General features: G+C 42.4%; 18 protein-coding genes. 7 read left to right on the forward strand and 11 right to left on the reverse strand.

The annotated features are described in order from the left end of the window. Positions 1-20 precede the first annotated feature (20 nt). Positions 21-401, forward strand: a complete 381-nt coding sequence (locus ACRHOZ_RS07485; protein ID WP_431124088.1) for a RidA family protein — start codon at positions 21-23, stop codon at positions 399-401. Here the strand turns inward: ACRHOZ_RS07485 and ACRHOZ_RS07490 are convergent. The 4 genes from ACRHOZ_RS07490 to ACRHOZ_RS07505 form a co-directional block, all read right to left on the reverse strand. Beyond that, the gene (locus tag ACRHOZ_RS07490; protein WP_431124090.1) at positions 394-1245 is read right to left on the reverse strand and encodes an N-acetylglucosamine kinase; all 852 of its coding nucleotides are present in this window, start codon (positions 1243-1245) and stop codon (positions 394-396) included. The genes ACRHOZ_RS07485 and ACRHOZ_RS07490 overlap by 8 nt on opposite strands. Positions 1246-1314: 69 nt before the next feature. After that, positions 1315-2316, reverse strand: coding sequence for a type I glyceraldehyde-3-phosphate dehydrogenase (gene gap / locus ACRHOZ_RS07495; RefSeq protein ID WP_431124093.1), 1002 nt, complete (start codon positions 2314-2316; stop codon positions 1315-1317). Positions 2317-2337: 21 nt separating this feature from the next. Then, positions 2338-3324 (reverse strand): 6-phosphofructokinase, encoded by a 987-nt coding sequence (gene pfkA, locus ACRHOZ_RS07500; RefSeq protein WP_431124096.1) that lies wholly within the window; start codon positions 3322-3324, stop codon positions 2338-2340. A 129-nt stretch (positions 3325-3453) separates the two neighbouring features. Next, on the reverse strand, positions 3454-7881 hold the full coding sequence (locus tag ACRHOZ_RS07505; protein ID WP_431124627.1) for a translocation/assembly module TamB domain-containing protein: 4428 nt from the start codon (positions 7879-7881) through the stop codon (positions 3454-3456). A 102-nt stretch (positions 7882-7983) separates the two neighbouring features. Between ACRHOZ_RS07505 and tsaD the strand changes: the two genes are divergently transcribed. The 3 genes from tsaD (at position 7984) to ACRHOZ_RS07520 (ending at position 10163) form a co-directional block, all read left to right on the forward strand. Then, positions 7984-9012: a tRNA (adenosine(37)-N6)-threonylcarbamoyltransferase complex transferase subunit TsaD gene (gene tsaD, locus ACRHOZ_RS07510; RefSeq protein ID WP_431124098.1), complete on the forward strand. Its 1029-nt coding sequence runs from the start codon at positions 7984-7986 to the stop codon at positions 9010-9012. A 116-nt stretch (positions 9013-9128) separates the two neighbouring features. Next, positions 9129-9455 (forward strand): TfoX/Sxy family protein, encoded by a 327-nt coding sequence (locus tag ACRHOZ_RS07515; protein WP_431124100.1) that lies wholly within the window; start codon positions 9129-9131, stop codon positions 9453-9455. A 3-nt stretch (positions 9456-9458) separates the two neighbouring features. Beyond that, complete coding sequence (locus ACRHOZ_RS07520) at positions 9459-10163, forward strand: 16S rRNA (uracil(1498)-N(3))-methyltransferase (protein ID WP_431124103.1); 705 nt, start codon at positions 9459-9461, stop codon at positions 10161-10163. Here ACRHOZ_RS07520 and ACRHOZ_RS07525 read toward each other — a convergent pair. After that, on the reverse strand, positions 10160-10942 hold the full coding sequence (locus tag ACRHOZ_RS07525; protein ID WP_431124105.1) for a DUF1223 domain-containing protein: 783 nt from the start codon (positions 10940-10942) through the stop codon (positions 10160-10162). The genes ACRHOZ_RS07520 and ACRHOZ_RS07525 overlap by 4 nt on opposite strands. Positions 10943-10981: 39 nt before the next feature. Between ACRHOZ_RS07525 and ACRHOZ_RS07530 the strand changes: the two genes are divergently transcribed. The 3 genes from ACRHOZ_RS07530 to ACRHOZ_RS07540 all read left to right on the forward strand — a co-directional run bounded on the left by ACRHOZ_RS07530 (position 10982) and on the right by ACRHOZ_RS07540 (position 13925). Continuing rightward, on the forward strand, positions 10982-11632 hold the full coding sequence (locus ACRHOZ_RS07530) for a DUF4159 domain-containing protein (protein ID WP_431124107.1): 651 nt from the start codon (positions 10982-10984) through the stop codon (positions 11630-11632). A gap of 3 nt (positions 11633-11635) precedes the next feature. Beyond that, a complete protein-coding gene (locus ACRHOZ_RS07535) occupies positions 11636-12736 on the forward strand; it encodes an AI-2E family transporter (RefSeq protein WP_431124110.1) in 1101 nt (366 codons plus the stop codon). A gap of 73 nt (positions 12737-12809) precedes the next feature. Then, positions 12810-13925: a THUMP-like domain-containing protein gene (locus ACRHOZ_RS07540; protein ID WP_431124114.1), complete on the forward strand. Its 1116-nt coding sequence runs from the start codon at positions 12810-12812 to the stop codon at positions 13923-13925. Between the two features lie 35 nt (positions 13926-13960). Here ACRHOZ_RS07540 and ACRHOZ_RS07545 read toward each other — a convergent pair whose 3' ends face one another. From ACRHOZ_RS07545 to ACRHOZ_RS07570, 6 genes are all read right to left on the reverse strand, one after another. Beyond that, positions 13961-14881, reverse strand: a complete 921-nt coding sequence (locus tag ACRHOZ_RS07545) for an alpha/beta hydrolase (protein ID WP_431124116.1) — start codon at positions 14879-14881, stop codon at positions 13961-13963. 13 nt (positions 14882-14894) lie between these two features. Next, complete coding sequence (locus ACRHOZ_RS07550; protein WP_431124119.1) at positions 14895-15608, reverse strand: M15 family metallopeptidase; 714 nt, start codon at positions 15606-15608, stop codon at positions 14895-14897. Continuing rightward, positions 15605-16297 carry a dienelactone hydrolase family protein gene (locus tag ACRHOZ_RS07555; protein WP_431124121.1) on the reverse strand — a complete coding sequence of 231 codons (693 nt, stop codon included), beginning with the start codon at positions 16295-16297 and terminating at the stop codon, positions 15605-15607. Before ACRHOZ_RS07555 ends, ACRHOZ_RS07550 begins: the two co-directional genes overlap by 4 nt. Before the next feature lie 44 nt (positions 16298-16341). Continuing rightward, complete coding sequence (locus ACRHOZ_RS07560; RefSeq protein WP_431124123.1) at positions 16342-16863, reverse strand: 5' nucleotidase, NT5C type; 522 nt, start codon at positions 16861-16863, stop codon at positions 16342-16344. 118 nt (positions 16864-16981) lie between these two features. Further along, on the reverse strand, positions 16982-18034 hold the full coding sequence (locus ACRHOZ_RS07565) for a LacI family DNA-binding transcriptional regulator (protein WP_431124125.1): 1053 nt from the start codon (positions 18032-18034) through the stop codon (positions 16982-16984). A gap of 71 nt (positions 18035-18105) precedes the next feature. After that, the gene (locus ACRHOZ_RS07570; RefSeq protein WP_431124127.1) at positions 18106-19722 is read right to left on the reverse strand and encodes a sodium:solute symporter; all 1617 of its coding nucleotides are present in this window, start codon (positions 19720-19722) and stop codon (positions 18106-18108) included. Between the last annotated feature and the right edge of the window lie 4 nt (positions 19723-19726).

Raw genomic sequence — 19726 nt, forward strand, 5'->3', positions numbered from 1 at the left:
CGTACTAAAATTACATCTCCATGAAAAAAATAATCAACACTCCCCATGCCCCAGCTCCAATTGGCCCCTACAATCAGGCTGTATTGATCAAGGACACCCTTTATATTTCTGGGCAAATTCCCATTGACCCCAAAACGGGCAATTTGGTAGAAGGAGATATTCAAAAGGAGACCCAACAATCCATGGAGAATTTAAAGGCCATTCTACTAGAAGCAGGAATGACTTTTGAGCATGTGATAAAAACCTCCATTTTTATCAAGGATATGCACCAATTTGCGCAAATCAATGAGGTGTACGGTTCCTATTTTGATGCGGATACGGCACCAGCCAGGGAAACCGTGGAAGTAGCCAACCTGCCAAAGTTTGTAAATGTGGAAATTTCTATGATTGCGGTTAAATAGTTTCCTTGTGGAACTCCATTAGGCCTTCTATAGGTCTACGCCGAATTACTCCCAAAATTAAATCGTTGCGCTCCAATACGGTAGCCAATTCATCTTTGAGGAAATGCGCAATACTACCCACAAAGTTGATGGGTACCTTGGTGGCCAATTCGAACTGCATGATGTAGTTGTTCACAAACTGTTGCAATCCTTTATCTATAACACCACGGCAGTAGGGGTGTTCCTTATTTTCGATGATAAAACGGGCAAATGTTGCCAAATAAGTATTTGGATTGGGCTGTTTGTACAAGTTTTCCTTGATTACATCAGCTTCCAAATTGTACTCTTTGCTAAACTTGATACCCAAATCTTGTGGCATTTTATGGAAGTAGTAATCCCGAAGTAATTTTCTACCGAAAAAATTCCCACTACCATCATCCATAAGAATGTATCCGAGGGAGGTCACTTTTTGAAAGAGTTGGTGACCATCGTAGTAGCTACAATTGGATCCCGTGCCCAGAATACAAACTATACCTTGATGCCCAATCTTGGTTGTGGAATATATGGCTGCAAAGGTATCTTCCCGAACTTCTGCCTTGGCATTGGGGAAAAAATCCTTAAAGATCTCCTTAAGGAAATTCTTCATTCTATCGGTTCCGCAACCCGCCCCATAGAAATATAACTGACTTACGACTTCCTTGTTTTTGGACAATTCAAAATTGTTGGCCAATCGATCCTCGATTACCTCGCGGGTGAGCACTTCTGGACTAAGTCCCAAGGTTTGGGTCATAAATAATTGTTCCCCTTTCTCATCCAAGGCAATCCAATCCGATTTGGTTGCTCCACTGTCAACAATCAATATCATAGGTCGGTTTTTAGTTAGGTTTCGGGAAGCAGCTAGCCACTTCCCGAAATTCTATATTAAGATAGTAAATTAAAGGCTTGCCACGTGCTCGGCCAAATCCACCAATTTGTTGGAATATCCGGATTCGTTATCGTACCAAGAAACTACTTTAAAGAAGGAAGAGTTCAATTCCATCCCTGCTCCTGCATCAAAAATGCTGGTTCTTGGATCCGCAACAAAATCCTGGGATACCACTGCTTCTTCGGTATAACCCAAAATTCCAGCCAAATCGCCTTCAGAAGCTTCTTTGAAAGCTGCTTTAATTTCATCGTATGAGGTCTCTTTGCCCAACTTAACGGTTAAATCCACAACAGAAACATCTGCGGTGGGAACTCTAAAGGCCATCCCTGTAAGCTTACCTACAAGTTCTGGAATTACCTTGGTCACCGCTTTAGCAGCTCCGGTAGATGCAGGTATAATATTCAACAATGCACTTCTTCCGCCTCTATAATCTTTTCTGGAAGGCCCATCCACAGTCATTTGGGTAGCTGTGGTGGCATGAACGGTTGTCATTAAACCTTCAACAATACCAAACTTGTCGTTCAATACTTTGGCCATAGGCGCCAAACAGTTGGTAGTACAGGAAGCATTGGATACAATGTTATCGGAAGCTTTCACGTCTTGGTGGTTTACTCCCATCACAAACATGGGCGCATCCTTTGACGGCGCAGAAATAACCACTTTTTTGGCACCACCATCAATATGGTATTGGGCAGTTTCCAAAGTGGTAAAGATACCCGTACATTCAGCAACGATATCGGCACCAACCTCATCCCACTTCAAGTTCTTTGGGTCTCTTTCTGCAGTAATCCTGATTGTTTTTCCATTTACAACCAAGTTTCCATCCTTAATTTCCACTGTTCCATCGAACCTTCCATGTACAGAATCGTACTCCAACAAATATGCAAGATGCTCTACATCCAACAAATCGTTAATGGCCACAACATCAACGTTGTCCCTTTTCACGGTAGCCCTAAAGACCAATCTTCCAATTCTCCCGAATCCGTTGATTCCTATTTTCAAATTTGACATTTTTACTTTATTTGGTTTTAATTATGTAGTCATTATATCGGAGACGCGGATGAGTTCTTCATCAATCTCCGTATGTGCCTTAATTGCTTCTGCAATCGGGGTCAAAATCAGATTATTATCCCGTATTCCCACCATATAGTTGGATTTACCTTCCAAGAGGCTTTCCACGGCCTTTACTCCCATTCTACTGGCCAGTACCCGATCAAAACAAGTGGGATTTCCGCCTCGTTGCATGTGTCCCAAAACCGAGACCCTTACATCGTATATCGGAAGATGTTCCTCCACATATTCTTTAAGCTCAAAAACGTTCTTTCCAATTTTATCCCCTTCGGCGACAATAACAATACTGGAAGATTTTCCCGATTTCTTACTTCGTTTCAAGGATTCCACCAAGCGCTCCAGTCCCAAGTTCTGTTCAGGAATCAAAATTTCCTCGGCTCCTGCACCAACACCTGCGTTCAAAGCAATATGCCCTACATCACGCCCCATCACTTCCACAAAGAACAGACGGTTATGCGAACTTGCCGTATCCCGAATCTTATCTATGGCCTCTACCACGGTATTGATGGCCGTGTCAAAACCAATAGTATATGTAGAACCTAAAATATCGTTATCTATGGTACCTGGAATTCCCATTACCGGAAAGTTGTACTCTTCATTAAAAACCAAAGCACCACCAAAACTTCCATTGCCTCCAATGACCACAAATGCATCAATACCTTCCTTGACCAGCTGATCGTGGGCTTTCTTACGTCCCTCTGGGGTGCGGAACTCCTCGCAACGAGCAGATTTAAGAATGGTTCCCCCCTTGTTGATTATGTTGTTGACACTACGGGCGTCCAAAGTTTTAAAATCACCTTCTATCATTCCCTGATATCCCCGATAAATCCCCACACATTCAATTTCCAAATATGCGCAAGTTCGCACAACAGAACGAATAGCGGCATTCATTCCCGGAGAATCACCTCCCGACGTGAACACGCCTATTTTCTTAATTTCTAAAGCCATTAAATGATTTAAAAAGCCAAAACTAGGAAACTTTATTTAATTTACGAATGACATACTAACTAATTTGATTTCAGTAAAATTCTCAAACGTTTTCGTGAAAATTTTATTGAATAATCAAAAAAAATAGCCCTATTTGAATGACTTTTTGGTAACGCGGTTTTTTGGGGTAAAGCGAATCAAACTATCCTTACCCATAATTTCTGTGGATTGCTCGGGTTGTGTCGTCGGGGCAGGTTGTTCTTCCTGTTTCTTGAAAATTCGCTGCATCAGCTCTTTGAAACTGTTGAAATCCACCTGGTAAGATAAACCCACACCTTGAGTATACCCTTGACGTTCTGCCCATTGCCTGATTTGATTTTCCCTATTGAAAATCTTGGCACTCAACGTGCCCTCCTCATTCAAAAGTACTTGAACTTCCACATCACCTGCAACAACAGATTCCGATACTCCGGCACCACCTACAGGAACCCCTACCCTTCCATTGACCAAGATTCGGTCTGATATCTGGGTAGAAACGGTAACCCCAATTCTATTCTCCGTCCGAATATCTGCCTCGGTATTGAACTGCCCTTGCTCATAGGAAAGTCCCAAATTAAATTTATCATTTTCTCCTCCCAGCAGCTGGTTGAGTAATCCGGATGCCGTCTGAATTAGGTTTCCTGTTACTGCTTGCTGGCTAATTCCAGCTTCTTCATCAACAAAGGTTCCTTGAGCCAAAAGGAAAAATGCATTTCGTTCCTTTACCGTAGGGTCTTGGAGTCTGTATTCCAGTTCGGATTGCACCACAGAATTGGTTCCTGGAAAATCAATGTCAAAAGCAATGTTAGGGCTCTCCAGTTCTCCATCCAACCGTACCACCACTTCGGTAGGAATTCTGGACTGGTACGCCTGTCCGTCCAGCAAGGGAGCGGGATTGGCATTGAGCCTGTATACAGCTTCCAAATCCAATTGGGCCTCCAAGGGATCTCGCTCCCATAGAATGGTTCCCCCCGGTCGTACCTGGAATTTTTTATCTATTACCCCACCATACTTAAAGTTGTATTCTCCGGTAACTGCCACAAATTCCCCATACATATTGAACTTACCGTTGGTATTGATCTCAATCAACAGAATTCCTTCCCCTGTTCCCTTAAGCGAGCTACCCGTGTTTTGATCCACCACAATCTCTACCTCTGCATCCGGTGTCACAGCCAGGTCAAAGGCCATTTCCAAACCTTGATAATCTTCCAGGGTCCGCTCTTCCTTAAAAGCTTCCGCGCTACCCTTTTCCACAAAGTTGATAAAGGAGTAATCCCCTACCGTGGTTACGTCGCTCAATGGTATTTTTAATGAGGTTCCTCTTGCCGTTGTAGCGTCCACGGCAATGGTCAATGCATCCGTGGAACCATAAATACTTCCCGTTCCATTTATAAAACCGGTTCCGTAGTATAGCGCCTCTTCATCAAAATCCGTATTGAGAATCATGAAACGATCGTTATTGGTATCCACATCCAAATCCAAGGACCAATCCCCAAAAGCTGTATGGTTTATGGTGCCGTCCAAAGTAGCTTCGGTGCCTTCCACCACGTCTGAAAGTCTTACCTGTTCAAAGTAAAAGGTTTGGTCAAAAAGGCGGACGCGCGAATAGGGTGCAAAATTGTAATCCACATTTAGATAGGGTATCCCCAAGCCTGCATCATTCAAACTGAGAATCCCATTAATGGAAGGATTGTCCAAATTCCCCACAATTCTGGTATTGCCATCCAATCTTCCCCGAATGTTGGAAATAACCCCATCTCCCAATGGGCTAAACGGTTCCAATTGGAAGCCCGTGAAATTGGCAAATAGGTTAAGCTCTTGTTGATTATTGCGATTGAACACCTTCCCGTTTACGCTCATCACTTCCTTGCCGTTATCAATCAGCCAGGAATTCACCCCAAACTGGGTAAGGTCATTGTTACCGAAAATACCTATCTCCAAGTCTCCCATGCGCATATCGTTCACGCTAAAATCTCTCACATTAAGACTGGAAGTGGGCAAATAGTTCCCATCTTTCTGAAGTATATTCAGGAATCCGTCAACGGAGCCATCCAACTTTAAACTATCAATGTCTGGGGTAATCTTGTTCAAGGAAACAATTTTAAACTGAAGATCCAGGTCTTTATAGGTGGAATCTGCCAGTTCACCCCTTAACCTGATCTGTTCCCTGTTGTTATTGTCCATCACCACATCCTCAATACGGATACTGTCCAGGGTTTTATTCAGGATGACCTTGTTCTTGTTATCCCCGTCCTTATTTAAAACCCAAGTATTGCCCTTAAAGTTAATGTCCGATGTCTTCAATCCTATAACAGATTTGTTCTGCTGATTAAAGGTGTGGTAAAAGTTGAGCTTGTAACTGTCATCATAACCCCTCCCCCCCTTGAACTCGGTTCTAAAGAATAAGGTGTCCTTAAGGGTGGTGTTGATCAGATTAAAATCCTTGACGTCATAGTAAATGGTAGACATGTCGGCGACAGAAACAAAGGTGTTGAACAAGGGGTTCTTATTGTCTATCTTCAGCTCAATATCATCCAGTTCATTTCCGTAGGCCTTTATGCTGGGGGATTTAAAAGTGAGCTTAAAGTCCCCTTCATCAGAAACTATATTGCCCCGTATAAAGGTATTGGGGTCAAAGGCCACCTCAGGGAAAAAGACATCCACAATCTTATTGTAGATCTTAAAATTGAAACTGAGATGTTGTCCTTCTGATATTTCAAAGGGTTTATAGTTGGTATAGATACTCCCGATGGAATTCTGCACCAATCTGCCCAGTTCCTCCACCTTAAATTTCCCTTTTACATAGCCTGTAATGATGTCCGGGGAATTAATTTCCACCGTTCGTATGGTATCTGCATCAAAAGAAGAGGTAACCGCAAAATCGTCAAAGTAGTAGGTTTCATTCTTGTTCTGATATACGGTGTTGGAGAAACGAACCTGTCCAACAATATTATCCAAAGTGCTTCCGGCAACGTTCATATTAAGGTCCCCCTTAAATACAGATACGCTGTCCTGAATAAAATTCATTTTCTTGAGGTCTGCGTGGTCTACCGAGGCTATGAAGTTGAATTGGTTTTCGTCTTCCGCAAAATCGGCCAAACCCTCAAAGGTAAATTTCACATTTTGGTCGTTACTGACCAGAGATCCATCAAAAAGTTGCTCCTTCAAAATTCCGGAAACCCTTATGTTGGTATACATATAGTCATTGTAATCCAACTTGTATACCTGCCCAATGATTTCGGTATTCAGGTATTCGGAAATCAAACCTTTACCCTCCACATTTACGTCCATGGAAGTCAAGCCCAATTGCTCTTCCTCCACAAAATTTCCCAGATCAAAATCAATCAAGGAAATAAACCCAATATAGGATGCATTTTCATTGGTCTGTATGTTGGTCATTTGAAGGTCGGCATAACTGCTTCCTATAGCCGTATTCAGATTCACCTGAACATCTAAGGAGGTTTCGGTGACCTCAGCATCTCCCCGAATGGTAAACTGACCCAATTTTCGCAAGGGTGGAGGTATGGTCTTTCCCAAAATATTGGGCAAAATAGCCCTTAATTGATAGTAACTCGAGGTCAAATTTTTCATCTCCGCCTGCATCACGAAAGGTGCATCCTTGCTGAACATATTGTTGAATTGAAAATCGCCCCTGATTCCCGTTCGACCGGATTCCAGAAAGAGATTGTTCACGGACAGGGCATTCAATACCCCGCCAAAGTCACCAGAAAATGTAACAGATCTATCCTTTCCAAATTCGTTATAAAAGCTATTGACGTCATTCAGCGATACAGTGGACTCTGTAAACTGGGCCTTTATGTTGACTTTGTCCAAGAATTCCTTAAAATCTTCACGGTCGTATTCAAAAACCAGCTGTCCTTTCAGTTCTGATTCTTTAGTGCGAATGTTGAGCGATTCAAAGCGCATATATTCCTTGGTATAGGTAAATTCCGTTGCCAAATTTTCCAAACGCACTCCTCTTTTACTCAGTAAAGACAACTCTTCGATATGCAAGGTCACATCAGGTCCAAGAATTTGAAAGTCCTTTGCTTTGACTTCCAAGTCCACAAAATCCAGGACCACTTGTTTTTCTACATTTTCATCAGTCAACCTGAATCTCCCCTCGGCAATTTCTATTTCATCCGAAGCCATAAAGAATGGCGGTGTACCGGGCGCCCGTGGCTGTCCGTCATCCAGTTTTGCTACAAAAACATCTAGATTGGTATCCCTTTCCCCTTCATACGTCTTTAGATTGAAGAACAATCCATCAACAGCAATGTCACCAAATTCCATTTTGCCATTCGCCATGTTCCTAAGATTCAGAATGGAGGTGGTGAGTTTTTCAATGTAGGCCAAAGTATCTTTCTTGTAATCTTCCACATAGATGCCCTTAATTCCCGTATTGAGACTAAAAAGTGAAAGACTTACCCGATCAATGTTGATGTTGGTACCAAACTCAGCGTTGAGGGATTCCGTGGCATATTTGGCCATGCGGGTCTGTACTGCGGGAATGGACAAAACCAAGGAGCCCAAAACCATGATCAGCAGAATTGCCAATACCAAGCGCAACAGTATTTTCCTTAATTTTTTGATAGGGCTTTATGTTTTACCTTTGCTCGACCAATTTTTGTTCCAAAATTCGTGACTACAGAAAAAAAATACATCCTTGCCATAGAATCTTCTTGTGACGATACTTCGGCGGCCGTACTTTGCAATACCGAGGTGCTCAGTAATGTGGTGGCAACGCAAGAGATCCACAGGCAATATGGAGGTGTTGTCCCAGAATTGGCTTCCAGGGCACACCAGCAAAATATTGTTCCTGTGGTCCATCAGGCCTTGGCCAAGGCAAATATCGACAAAAAACAACTATCCGCCATAGCATTTACCCGCGGACCAGGACTTATGGGATCCCTATTGGTGGGCACTTCCTTTGCCAAATCATTGGCTCTGGGACTGGATATTCCCTTGATCGAGGTCAACCACATGGAAGCCCATATTTTGGCGCATTTTATTGACGATGAGGACACCCAAAGACCAGAATTTCCGTTTTTGGGAATGACCATTAGCGGTGGACACACCCAAATTGTTCAGGTCAACGATTATTTTGATATGAAAGTTTTGGGCGAAACCCTGGATGATGCCGTTGGGGAGGCTTTTGACAAAAGTGCCAAGCTCATGGGACTGCCCTACCCTGGAGGCCCCTTAGTGGATAAATATTCTCGTGAAGGAAATCCCATGGCATATCCCTTCCCAAAACCCAAGGTGGACGGTCTCAACTTCAGCTTTAGTGGATTAAAAACGAGTATTCTCTACTTCTTGCAACGGGAAACACAGAAAAATCCAGACTTTGTCAAGGAAAACATAAAAGACATTTGTGCATCCGTTCAGCATACCATCTTGGAAATCTTGATGGACAAACTAAAACTGGCTGTAAAACAAACCGGGATAAAACAGGTTGCCATTGGAGGTGGGGTTGCCGCTAATTCAGGTATTAGGGCTCGATTGAAGGAAGCGGAAGCAACCATGGGCTGGCAAACCTATATTCCCAAATTTGCCTACTGTACGGATAACGCGGCCATGATCGGGATTGTGGGCTATCTTAAATTCTTAGAGGGTAAGTGCACAGACCTAAGTGTAGCAGCCAAGGCGCGTTACGCAATCGGAAGCTAATGTTCAATTTTAAGTTTTAAATGTTGAATTGGAAATCCATTGAGCATTTAAAATTTAGAACTTAACATTGGACATCCGACATTCAACTTTCCACACATAACCATTAACTTTAACCCATGGCTTATAATGAAGAACTTGCTGAGCGGATTAGAGCAGCAGTAAAATTGTTTCCAGAACCCTTTACCGAAAAGAAAATGTTTGGGGGCATCGCATTTTTATATGGAGGAAAGATGACCGTTGGGCCCGTTAAGGATGATTTGATGGTTCGGGTAATCTCCGAAAAAATGGAGGCGGTGTTGCAGCAAGATTTTGTACGACCCATGGACTTTACAGGTAAACCCATGAAGGAATTTATCTTTGTTTCCCCAGAAGGATTCAAAACAGAGGAACAACTTCAAGGTTGGATCGAGCTAGGATTGGAACACGCCAAAGGTAAATTGTAATTTATGCAGCTCTTCTACAATCCTTCGTTGGACAATAGTTTTAAACAGTTCTTTTTTAACCCCGAAGAGAGCAAGCACATCGCCAAAGTACTTCGGAAGAAAGAGGGAGACATTCTTCATATCACCAATGGGATGGGCTATTTGTTCGAAGCTGAAATCTTGATTGCAGATCCCAGAAAGTGTAAAGCACAGATCGTATCGGAAAAGAAGAGCATTCCCAAGCGCTATCATTTGCATCTGGCTGTAGCCCCCACCAAAATGAACGACCGCTATGAATGGTTTTTGGAAAAGGCCACTGAAATTGGAGTGGACGAGATTACTCCAATCATATGCGAACGGTCCGAGCGCAAGATTATTAAACAAGATCGGATGGAGCGGGTGCTGCAATCGGCCATGAAACAATCCTTGCAGACCTTTTTACCTAAGCTAAATCCTCCCATTTCATACAAACAGTTTATGGAGCAGCAAGTGGAAGGGCTAAAATTTATTGCCCATTGCGATGAAGGGGAAAAAATGGAGTTAAAGAGAATGGCAGCCGCAGATAAGGATGTAACTATTCTTATTGGACCCGAAGGGGATTTTTCAACAGCGGAGATTCAATTGTCGTTGAAAAAAGGTTTTGTTCCAGTTTCTCTTGGGAACAATAGGCTACGAACGGAAACTGCAGCAATAGTCGCTTGCACCACCGTTGTTATGATCAATAGTTAGCGTAAGGCCTTTTTGGTCGCCCCAACAATATCCAAATTCTCCGTTTCCACCAGGGCCATCACTGTAATATTATCATTTGGGGAAACCAAACTTGGGATGGGTAGGTAAGCGTTCCCATTTCTCTCAGGTGAAATGATGTACTTTTCGGCAACCACAATATTGCTGTTCTTGAGTGATCTGTTTCGGTTTTCTCCCCGTTTGACTTGGGTTGTGCGCTCATCCAAGACCAAAACAAACCTTACTTGTCTCCCTTCCAAATTCCCAAATAAAGTATAATCAAACTTTACTTCGGAAGATGTACGCTGAACATTGCTAAGTTGAATTGTATTTGCTGGGTTTTCTGTGGTATAGGTGTTGATGCTTGCATATAATTTTGAGGAATTGGATCCCACAAAGTGGTCTTTTCCATTAACTACAAGCTGCGGCGTATAGTTGCTACGGTTTCTGAACTTCAAATTGTATTGTCCCTGCTTTTTGCTGTATCCCGATTTACTAAAAGGGTCTTCCCAACCAATGTAATTCCAATAATCCACATGATACGAAAGTGCAAAAACCTCATCGGGGAATTGGTTTTTCACCTTGTCCAAAAGCCGGTCGGCGGGTGGGCAACTGGAACATCCCTGGGAGGTAAACAGTTCCAAGACCACAATGGGTTCATTGGCCATGTTTTCAACCTCCATAGGTGGACTGGGCAGAACCTCAGTCTTATCCGCCTTGTATAAGATGGCCAAAGACATCCCAAAAAGTGCCATGGAAGAAATTATGATTTTTTTAATCATGAATACTGTACATTTGATTCATTGGTTAATCGGAGGTTCATGAAACTACTTACGACACGCTTGCTCTTTTTAACTTTTTTTGTGATGACCTTGGGTCATGCACAAGAAGTAGCCGTACTCAAATACGGAGGTGGAGGGGATTGGTATTCCAACCCCACGGCACTACCCAATCTGATAGCCTTTTGCAATGCCAATATCGGAACGAAAATCAATCCCGAACCACAAACCGTGGAGGCTGGTAGTATATCCATTTTTAGATATCCATATTTACACATGACTGGCCACGGGAATGTTTTTTTCACTGATGAAGAAGCGCTAAACCTAAGAACGTATCTACTTGCTGGCGGTTTCCTTCATGTGGATGACAACTACGGCATGGAGCCTTATCTGGTAAGTCAACTGGAAAAAGTCTTTCCCGAAAAACAACTGGAGGAATTGGGGGCGGACCATCCCATTTTCAATCAACAATACAAATTTCCCAATGGTTTGCCCAAGATTCATGAGCATGATGGCAAACGGCCCCAGGCGCTGGGAATTTTTGACCAAGGTCGCCTACTCCTGCTATTCACTTTTGAAAGTGATCTAGGGGATGGATGGGAAGACCCTTCCGTGCATAACGATCCAGAAGAAGTTAGATTGAAAGCCCTGCAAATGGGAGCCAATATTGTGGAATACGCATTTAAAAGTTAAACCATGAGATCCAAAACCATTGCCAACGGAATTTTGAGGGCGGTAGCCATCATAGTAGGTGTAGTGCTTATTGGCTATTTGCTGTATAAAATCCAGTCTGTTCTGGCGTACTTGGCCATAGCCGCAGTTATTGCCTTGTTGGGAAGACCCATTGTTCTGTTCCTCAGAAGAAAACTCAAATTCCCAAATACCCTGGCCGTGATTGCAACCATGGTATTTATGTTGGCTATTTTTTTGGGCATTCTGGCCTTGTTTATCCCACTGATCAACGAGCAGAGTAGAAATCTTTCCCTATTGGATATTGATTCGTTAAAAGCAGACGTCAATACCCTATACCTTCAGATTCTGGAATATTTTGGGGCAACTACAGACAGTGTAAGCCATTTGATAGAGGACTCTGATTTGGAGAAGAATGTTCTGGAGGGATTGGATCTTGGCTTTATTCCCAACTTTCTTAACTCCTTCATGAATGCCTTGAGCAGTTTTAGTATTGGTCTTTTCTCGGTGCTGTTCATCTCTTTTTTCTTTTTGAAGGACAGCAAACTTTTTCAAAATGGGATGCTCACTTTTGTCCCCGATGACAAGGAAAACAACTTGGTAAAGTCCGTTGACAAAATCAATAATTTGTTGTCCAGATACTTTGCGGGAATCTTGTTACAATTGTTCATCCTCTTTGTAATTTATACCATAGCCTTGTTAATTGTAGGGGTGGAAAATGCCATCGTGATTGCATTTCTTTGTGCCCTTTTCAACATCATTCCATACATCGGTCCAATCATTGGCGGTGCCATCATGATCACCCTGACCATGACCAGTTTTTTGGGTGCAGATTTCAGCACTGTAATTCTTCCCAAAGCCATGTACGTTTTGATTGGTTTGGTGATCGGTCAATTGATCGATAATTTCTTTTCCCAGCCCTTTATTTTTTCCACCAGCGTGAAGTCCCATCCTTTAGAAATCTTCTTGGTGATCATCATTGCCGGTTTACTTTTTGGAGTCGTTGGAATGGTGGTTGCCGTACCCGGATATACCGCAATTAAGGTGATTTTAAAGGAGTTTTTAGCAGAAAACGAGGTCGTGAAAAAGCTAACAAAAAATTTATAGTATCAGTTTGAATAAATTGATATTAAATACTGGTGTTCAAAACTTTATAGAAAATAATTGGAATACTGACATCATGTCAGTTTTGCTTAAGAAACCGCTTTTTGAGGGCATTTCGCAAAAAGAGCTCGTAATCCAGATGGAAGCCAAAAAAAAATGTAGCGAAAAACTACCAACCTGGTTCCAAACACCAACCATTTACTACCCTCCCAAACTGCATATTGAACAAACAAGTTCTGAGCAGACCGCAGGTTACAAAGCAAGTTTGATACAAGGAAAAAAACTGTTGGATCTTACTGGAGGATTTGGCGTGGACAGCTACTTTTTTTCATCCCATTTTGAGGCGGTTTTTTATTGTGAAATGGACTCAAATTTGAGTCAAATTACGGAGCATAATTTTAAGGTTTTAGATAGAAAAAACATCACCTGCATTCCTGGTGATGGATTGGAATTTCTGAAAACAACCGAACATACTTTTGATTGGATTTTTGTAGACCCCTCCAGAAGGAATGACAAAAAAGGAAAGGTGTTTTTGCTTGAGGATTGTTTGCCCAATTTACCAAAACATCTTCCATCACTTTTTGAAAAAGCATCCCGAATCTTGATCAAAACCTCTCCCCTTTTGGATATAAAACAGGGCATCCAAGAACTCAATTTCGTAAAAGAGATCCACGTAGTTGCAGTTCAAAATGAGGTAAAGGAACTTTTATATGTTTTGGAACACGGCTATGTTGGAGAAGTCAGGATAAAAACAGCCAACCTATTTCAAGACCAACAAGTTTGTTTCGATTTTGACCTACAGGACGAACAACGGATAAGCGTTCAATTGGACAAACCCCAAAACTATCTTTATGAACCCAATGCTGCCATTTTAAAATCAGGCGGATTCAAATCCATTGGCAAATCCTTTGGGGTTCAGAAACTGCATCAACATTCCCATTTGTACACTTCGGAAAAGCGCTTGAATTTTCCGGGTAGAGCTTTTAAAACTGTAGAAGTCCTACCCTATTCCAAAAATGGAATGAAATCCTTATTAAACTCCAAAGCCAACGTAAGTACCCGCAACTTTCCCCTCTCCGTTTCCGAACTGCGTAAAAAGCACAAGATCAAGGATGGCGGGGAAACTTATCTGTTCTTTACCACGGATAAGGACAACAAGCGAATTGTTATCGTGTCAAAAAAGTGTAATTGAATGCAATTTTAAAAGCGTAAGGCGAAAGCTGATACCTAATCCATAGAAGCCAACCATTCAAAAAATCTATTGAGCCAACCGTTCAATAAAGTATGGTTCAGTCCCAGCGCAAAACCATGTCCGCCTGAAGGATAAATATGCATGGTTACCGGCACCTTATGGTCCTTGAGGGAGCTATAAAACCTAAGACTATTTTCAACCACTACGGCCTCATCATCCGTAGCATGCAATAAAAATGTTGGCGGAGTATCGGCGTTCACATGCAGCTCGTTGGAAAAACGCTTCATAAGTTCATCTGACCCTTGGTCGCCTAACAAAGCTTCTCTAGACCCTCGATGGGTTATCTTATCGTCCATAGTGATCACTGGGTAAATCAATGCCATAAAATTGGGTCTAGCCCCAAGATCGTCCGCCTCATCCTGTTTTTCATAGACCTTCTCATCATAATGAACGCTCAAGGTTGAGGCTAAATGGCCGCCAGCAGAAAAGCCCATGATTACAATCTTGTTGGGGTCAAGGTTCCATTTTGGTGCCATCTTTCTTACCAATCTAATGGCCCTTTGGGCATCTTGCAAGGGCACTTCGTGCCTGTTTTTAACTATGGTTTTGGAATTGGGCAAACGATACTTAACTACAATACCCGCAATTCCCTGCGCATTAAATGCCTTGGCAAAATCCACTCCTTCCCAGTTGTACGCCAATCCTTGGTAACCTCCACCCGGAAATAACAAAATGGCTTTCCCTGTATTGTTTGGAAGACTTGGCAGATACACCTCTATGGATGGTTGTTGTACATAGCGTATCCAACGAATATTTTCCAAAGTATCCACCTCCTTTTCCCCTATGTCTAGCTGATTGGGTACACTTTTAGGCCACAGATTCATAATTGTATCTTGCCCAAATAGGCCATGCATAAACAGTAGCATGAAAACAAGAAAGAGGTGGTATCTATTCATATTCTTTTTGGTTTTAATCACAATCCCATTTAAAGTTAGCCACCTTATCATTTGAACCTGCAGATAGGTTATAGTGCCACCACTCTGTTCGGATGGACCAAAAACCATGGGCCTCCATAGTCTCCTTCAACAATTTCCTGTTGTCCAAGATGTTTTGGGGTAAATCCATATTATCGTGGTAAGCGCGTTTCCCAAAAAAATCGAAATCGGTTCCCATATCCAATTCTTCCCCCTCCATATCCACCAAGGTGATATCCACGGCACCTCCTTTATTATGGATGGATCCTTTCACCGGATCAGCAACATATTGCGGATTGGGCACAATTTCCCACATTTTATACTGGACACTATTGGGACGGTAGCAATCAAAAAACTTGATTTTTACTCCTTTTGCCAGGAAATCCTTATTTGCTGTAATAAGCGCTTTAGCTGTCTTTACTCGTGTGTAACATTCCGCGCAGTCGTACACCTTGGCCTTTAAAAAGTTGTTCTCCGTTGCATACCTCATATCATATGCAAAATCATCACTAAAATCGGCCAATCGTACAAAGGTGGTATCCGCCAACCCCTCAAAAGATTTAAAAACACGTTTTGGAACCTGAATTATCGTGTCCTTTATTTCCTGTTGGACAGTTTGTGCATTAGTGGTGTTAGCTTCCTCTGGTTTTTCTTTGACCTCTTTACAGGCGGCGAGCAAAACCAAGGTTATAAGCAAAAGTTTTTTCATCTTATTCGTTTTTGATTGGCAAACCAGGTATATAAGGAATCTGTGGTATAGGCCCGTTCCCATGAATTATGTCCAACATTTCCATATCGGGTATATCTCACCTTGTAATTCATTTTCCGCAGCTTTTCCACCATTTTATCGGATTCTTCCACGGATATCACCTTGTCATCCTCGCCATGGAAGACCCAAATAGGCATGTTCTTATCTATCCAATGCGCGTAGGGCAATGGGGTCATTCCACAGACCACGGCCATGGCTGCAAAAGTGTTTGGATATTGGGTTGCCAATTCCCAGGCTGCGCTTCCACCACGACTCAAACCTGTTAGGTAGATTTTGTTCACATCTACATTGTTGGTGGCCACTACGGAATCCAAAAGTTGTTTGACAGCCTCGGCGTTCCACCATTTCTTTTTATGAGGATTTTGGGGAGCCAAGACCAAAAATGGAAACTGCTTGCCTTCAACCAAAAGTTTGGGCGGGCCATTTTCCTTGACTTCCTCCAAATTACCTCCTGCTTCTCCTCCCCCATGCAAAAACAGCAATAAACCGAAACTCTTATCACCATCGGTTTCATAATCTTGGGGATAGTACAGATAGTAGCTAAGGTTCTCTCGAGTAACCGTTTCCACATTATCCTCAATAATCTGTGTCTGTGCGGAACAGGCTTGAAGCAGAAAGAAACTGCACATAGCAAGAAGCTTGCACCAAAGTCTAGGCATTTGCATGCCCCAAGTTACAAAAGTTTGGCTGCGATTTCCTCCCAATTGTTTGCTCTTTCAAAACCATTGGTATTTATATTATGGGGAGAGCTAAACATAATGGAGCGTCCCTCGAAGTTCTCCAAATTATAAGCCCTATCATCAATGAGAATGTCTCCCTTTAGAATGTACTTGTGTCCGCACAATATTCTTCGTTGCCATGGGATAAAGGGGAAGAACTCATCCAACCAATCCGATTTCTCTTTTAGGGATTCAGGAAATTGCATGGCTGCGGAAGCTATATAGAGCTCGTATTTCTTGTCCAGTTCGGACATGACTTTCTGGCTTCCCTCGATAAGCTTCAAATCCCTGAAAAAGCCCTTTTCCCAGGCATGTCCTTTCATGTATGCGGAATGCTCCTTTGGAACACTCTCCCAAGCCTCCTTACCTTGATAATCTTCAGGGTTTAGTTTTATTCCATAATCCTGTTCGTACAATTCCAAATGGGCCAAATAGGTGTCGGCCAACACCTCATCCATATCAACAAAAAGTGTCATCTCGATTAAATTAGTCCCGAAGGAAATAAAAAATGGTCAGCTTACCAATAGACTTGGGTTTTATAATGATTATTTAACCCAAACACATCCCAAAGTTCCAGATAAGACCATTTTATGGTCAAGAATGGTCTATCCCAACTGTACTGGATTTGGCTCCCAGTTTTTTGGTAGATTCCCGCTCAATAAGCGTGGTTTTCACAAGCTTGGTAGTAAAAGGCATTTCTCCCTTGTATTCAATTCTATCAATCAGAATGTTTGCGGCCAATTCACCAATGTATTTTCCATGTTGACTCACCATACTAAGTGCAGGGGAAACGTATTTGGACAAACGTCCATTGGTGAACCCTACAATCGATATTTGATCAGGTACGTCCACACCTTTCATTTTAAGAATATTCAAAGTGTCCACCGCGGTCATTTCATCCAAGGCTATGATGCCATCAATTTCCTTATCCGCAATGAGCAGGGAGATGAGAAGTTCCAAATCATCGTTCCTTCCCACTTTTACTACACATTTTTCATCGAAGTCCTTTCCATTTTCCTGAAGCGCCTTTTTATAGCCTTCCACCCGTAGCTTCCCAACGCTGGAATTATAGATGGAAGAGACAATGGCTATTTTTTGGCACCCCGTCCCCAGTAAATGTTGAGTTGTCTTGTATCCCGCTTCAAAATCATCAACTACGATTTTATCACAATCCAAATCATCTGAAACCCTATCGAACATGACCATGGGAATTTGATTTTCAATGAGGTCTTGAAGATGTTCCACATTGCCTTTTGCTTGTGTTTCTTCAGAAAGTGACATAATGATACCATCAGCCGTTCCCGAACTTAGCAAATCCACTGTCTGACATTCTTTCAGGTACGATTCATCCGAAATACAACTAATGATGCCATACCCGCGGGCATTGGCCGTTTGCTCAATCCCATAAAAGACCTGGGTGAAAAAATAATTCAAAATATTGGGAACAATGACCCCAATGGTCTTGGTGCTCTTTTTTAAAAGGCTCAATGCTACATGGTTGGGTCTGTAATGGTGTTCCTTGGCAAATTCCTGGATTCTTTGTTTAAGGTCGTTGCTTATTTCATGGCTATCATTAATAGCCTTGGAAACCGTGGAAACGGAAACCCCAAAATGGGCTGCTATATCTTTTAAGGTTATTTTTTTCATAGGCTCATTCCAAAATGATAAACCGTATCCTCAAAAATCGAATTATCCCCAACAAGCAAGGGTTATATCATTTAACCCACAAAATAGGACAAAACGCTTATCACCACAACGATCAAAAGTACCGAAAGTACGATGTCAATGGTGGAAATACTTTCTTTGTTCAGCCTTCTATCCTCCTCAGTTAAAGTCCCCAACGATAGTCCACTAATGGTTGCGTAGTTGGGCGGATTGGTCCCAAGGCTGACCGCAATGCATACCACCACGGAAAAAATGAACATAAAAATGGCCATATGGGCAAAGTTTATGGTAGCAAAAGTGAGCAAAGCTCCAGATAAATCAGCTTGATAGATTTCTGCCATGATACGCAAGGCGGCTATGACCAACCCACTAAAAAGGGTAACTATGGCCGCTTGTGAATTCACCCTTTTCCAAATAATTCCCAATAGAAAAACCGCTGTTATGGGTGGTGCTATGTACGACTGAACACTCTGGAGGTACTGATATAGAACACCTCCGCCTATTTTGTCCATGATGGGAATCCAAATGATACCCAATATCACCACAATGGATGTTGCTATTTTTCCAATACGGAGTAGCTTTTTCTCCTCGGTCAGGGGTTTTAGTTTTTTATAGATATCTATTGTGAAGATCGTTGAGCAAGAGTTAAAGACGGATGCCAGTGAACTCATCAAAGCCGCCATAAGACCTCCCGCTACCAAACCTTTTAACCCTACTGGCAACAAAGTCTTGACCAGTACCGGAAATACCTCATCACTTTTTTCATAGGTCAATACACCCTGCTGGGCCAGTGCAAAAGCTATAATACCAGGAATCAAGAAAATGAAAATAGGAAGTAGCTTCAAATAGGCGCCAAAGATGGCTCCCCGTCGACCAATTTTAATATTGTTGGCCGCTAGGGTACGCTGAACAATGTATTGATCTGTACACCAATACCATACCCCAACAATGGTTCCTCCAATCAGCATCCCAGTCCATGGAAAATCAGGGTCAGATATAGGTCGCCACATATTAAAATGTTGACTGCCTGCTGCTTCACGGAGTTGTTCCCATCCTCCAACTTGTTGAAGGCCCAAATAAGTGATGATCAAGGAACCTGCAATCAAAATTACCGTTTGGAGCGTTTCCGTATATATTACGGCCTTCATTCCACCAATAATGGTATAGGCTCCTGTAAAAATCACAATGCCAATGGCTCCGTACCAAAATGGGATTCCCAATAATTCGGAAACAACGATTCCCCCCGCATAAATAGTCACCGACACCTTGGTAATCACGTATCCCACCAAGGAAAAAACTGATAAAAACCAACGGGAACGGCTATCAAATCGCTTTTCGAGGAATTCAGGCATGGTAAAGGCCCTGCTTCTAAAATAGAACGGAAGGAATAGCCAACCTAGTAACAACACAATCCATGCATGCAGCTCGTAGTGTGCCATGGGCATCCCGGACTCAGCTCCTGTTCCCGCCAAACCCACAACATGTTCAGAACCAATATTGGATGCAAAAATTGAGGCTCCGATTACAAACCAGCCCACATTTCTACCGGCTAAAAAGTAATCCTCAGTGTTTTTGTTCTTTTGAAGTACGACCCAAACGGCCACTGCAATCAAGGCCGCGAGGTATCCTCCAAGGACCCACCAGTCCGCTGTTTCCAATATTGATTCCATATAG

The sequence above is a fragment of the Flagellimonas flava genome (assembly GCF_050617915.1).
Classification (GTDB): Bacteria; Bacteroidota; Bacteroidia; order Flavobacteriales; family Flavobacteriaceae; genus Flagellimonas; species Flagellimonas flava_A.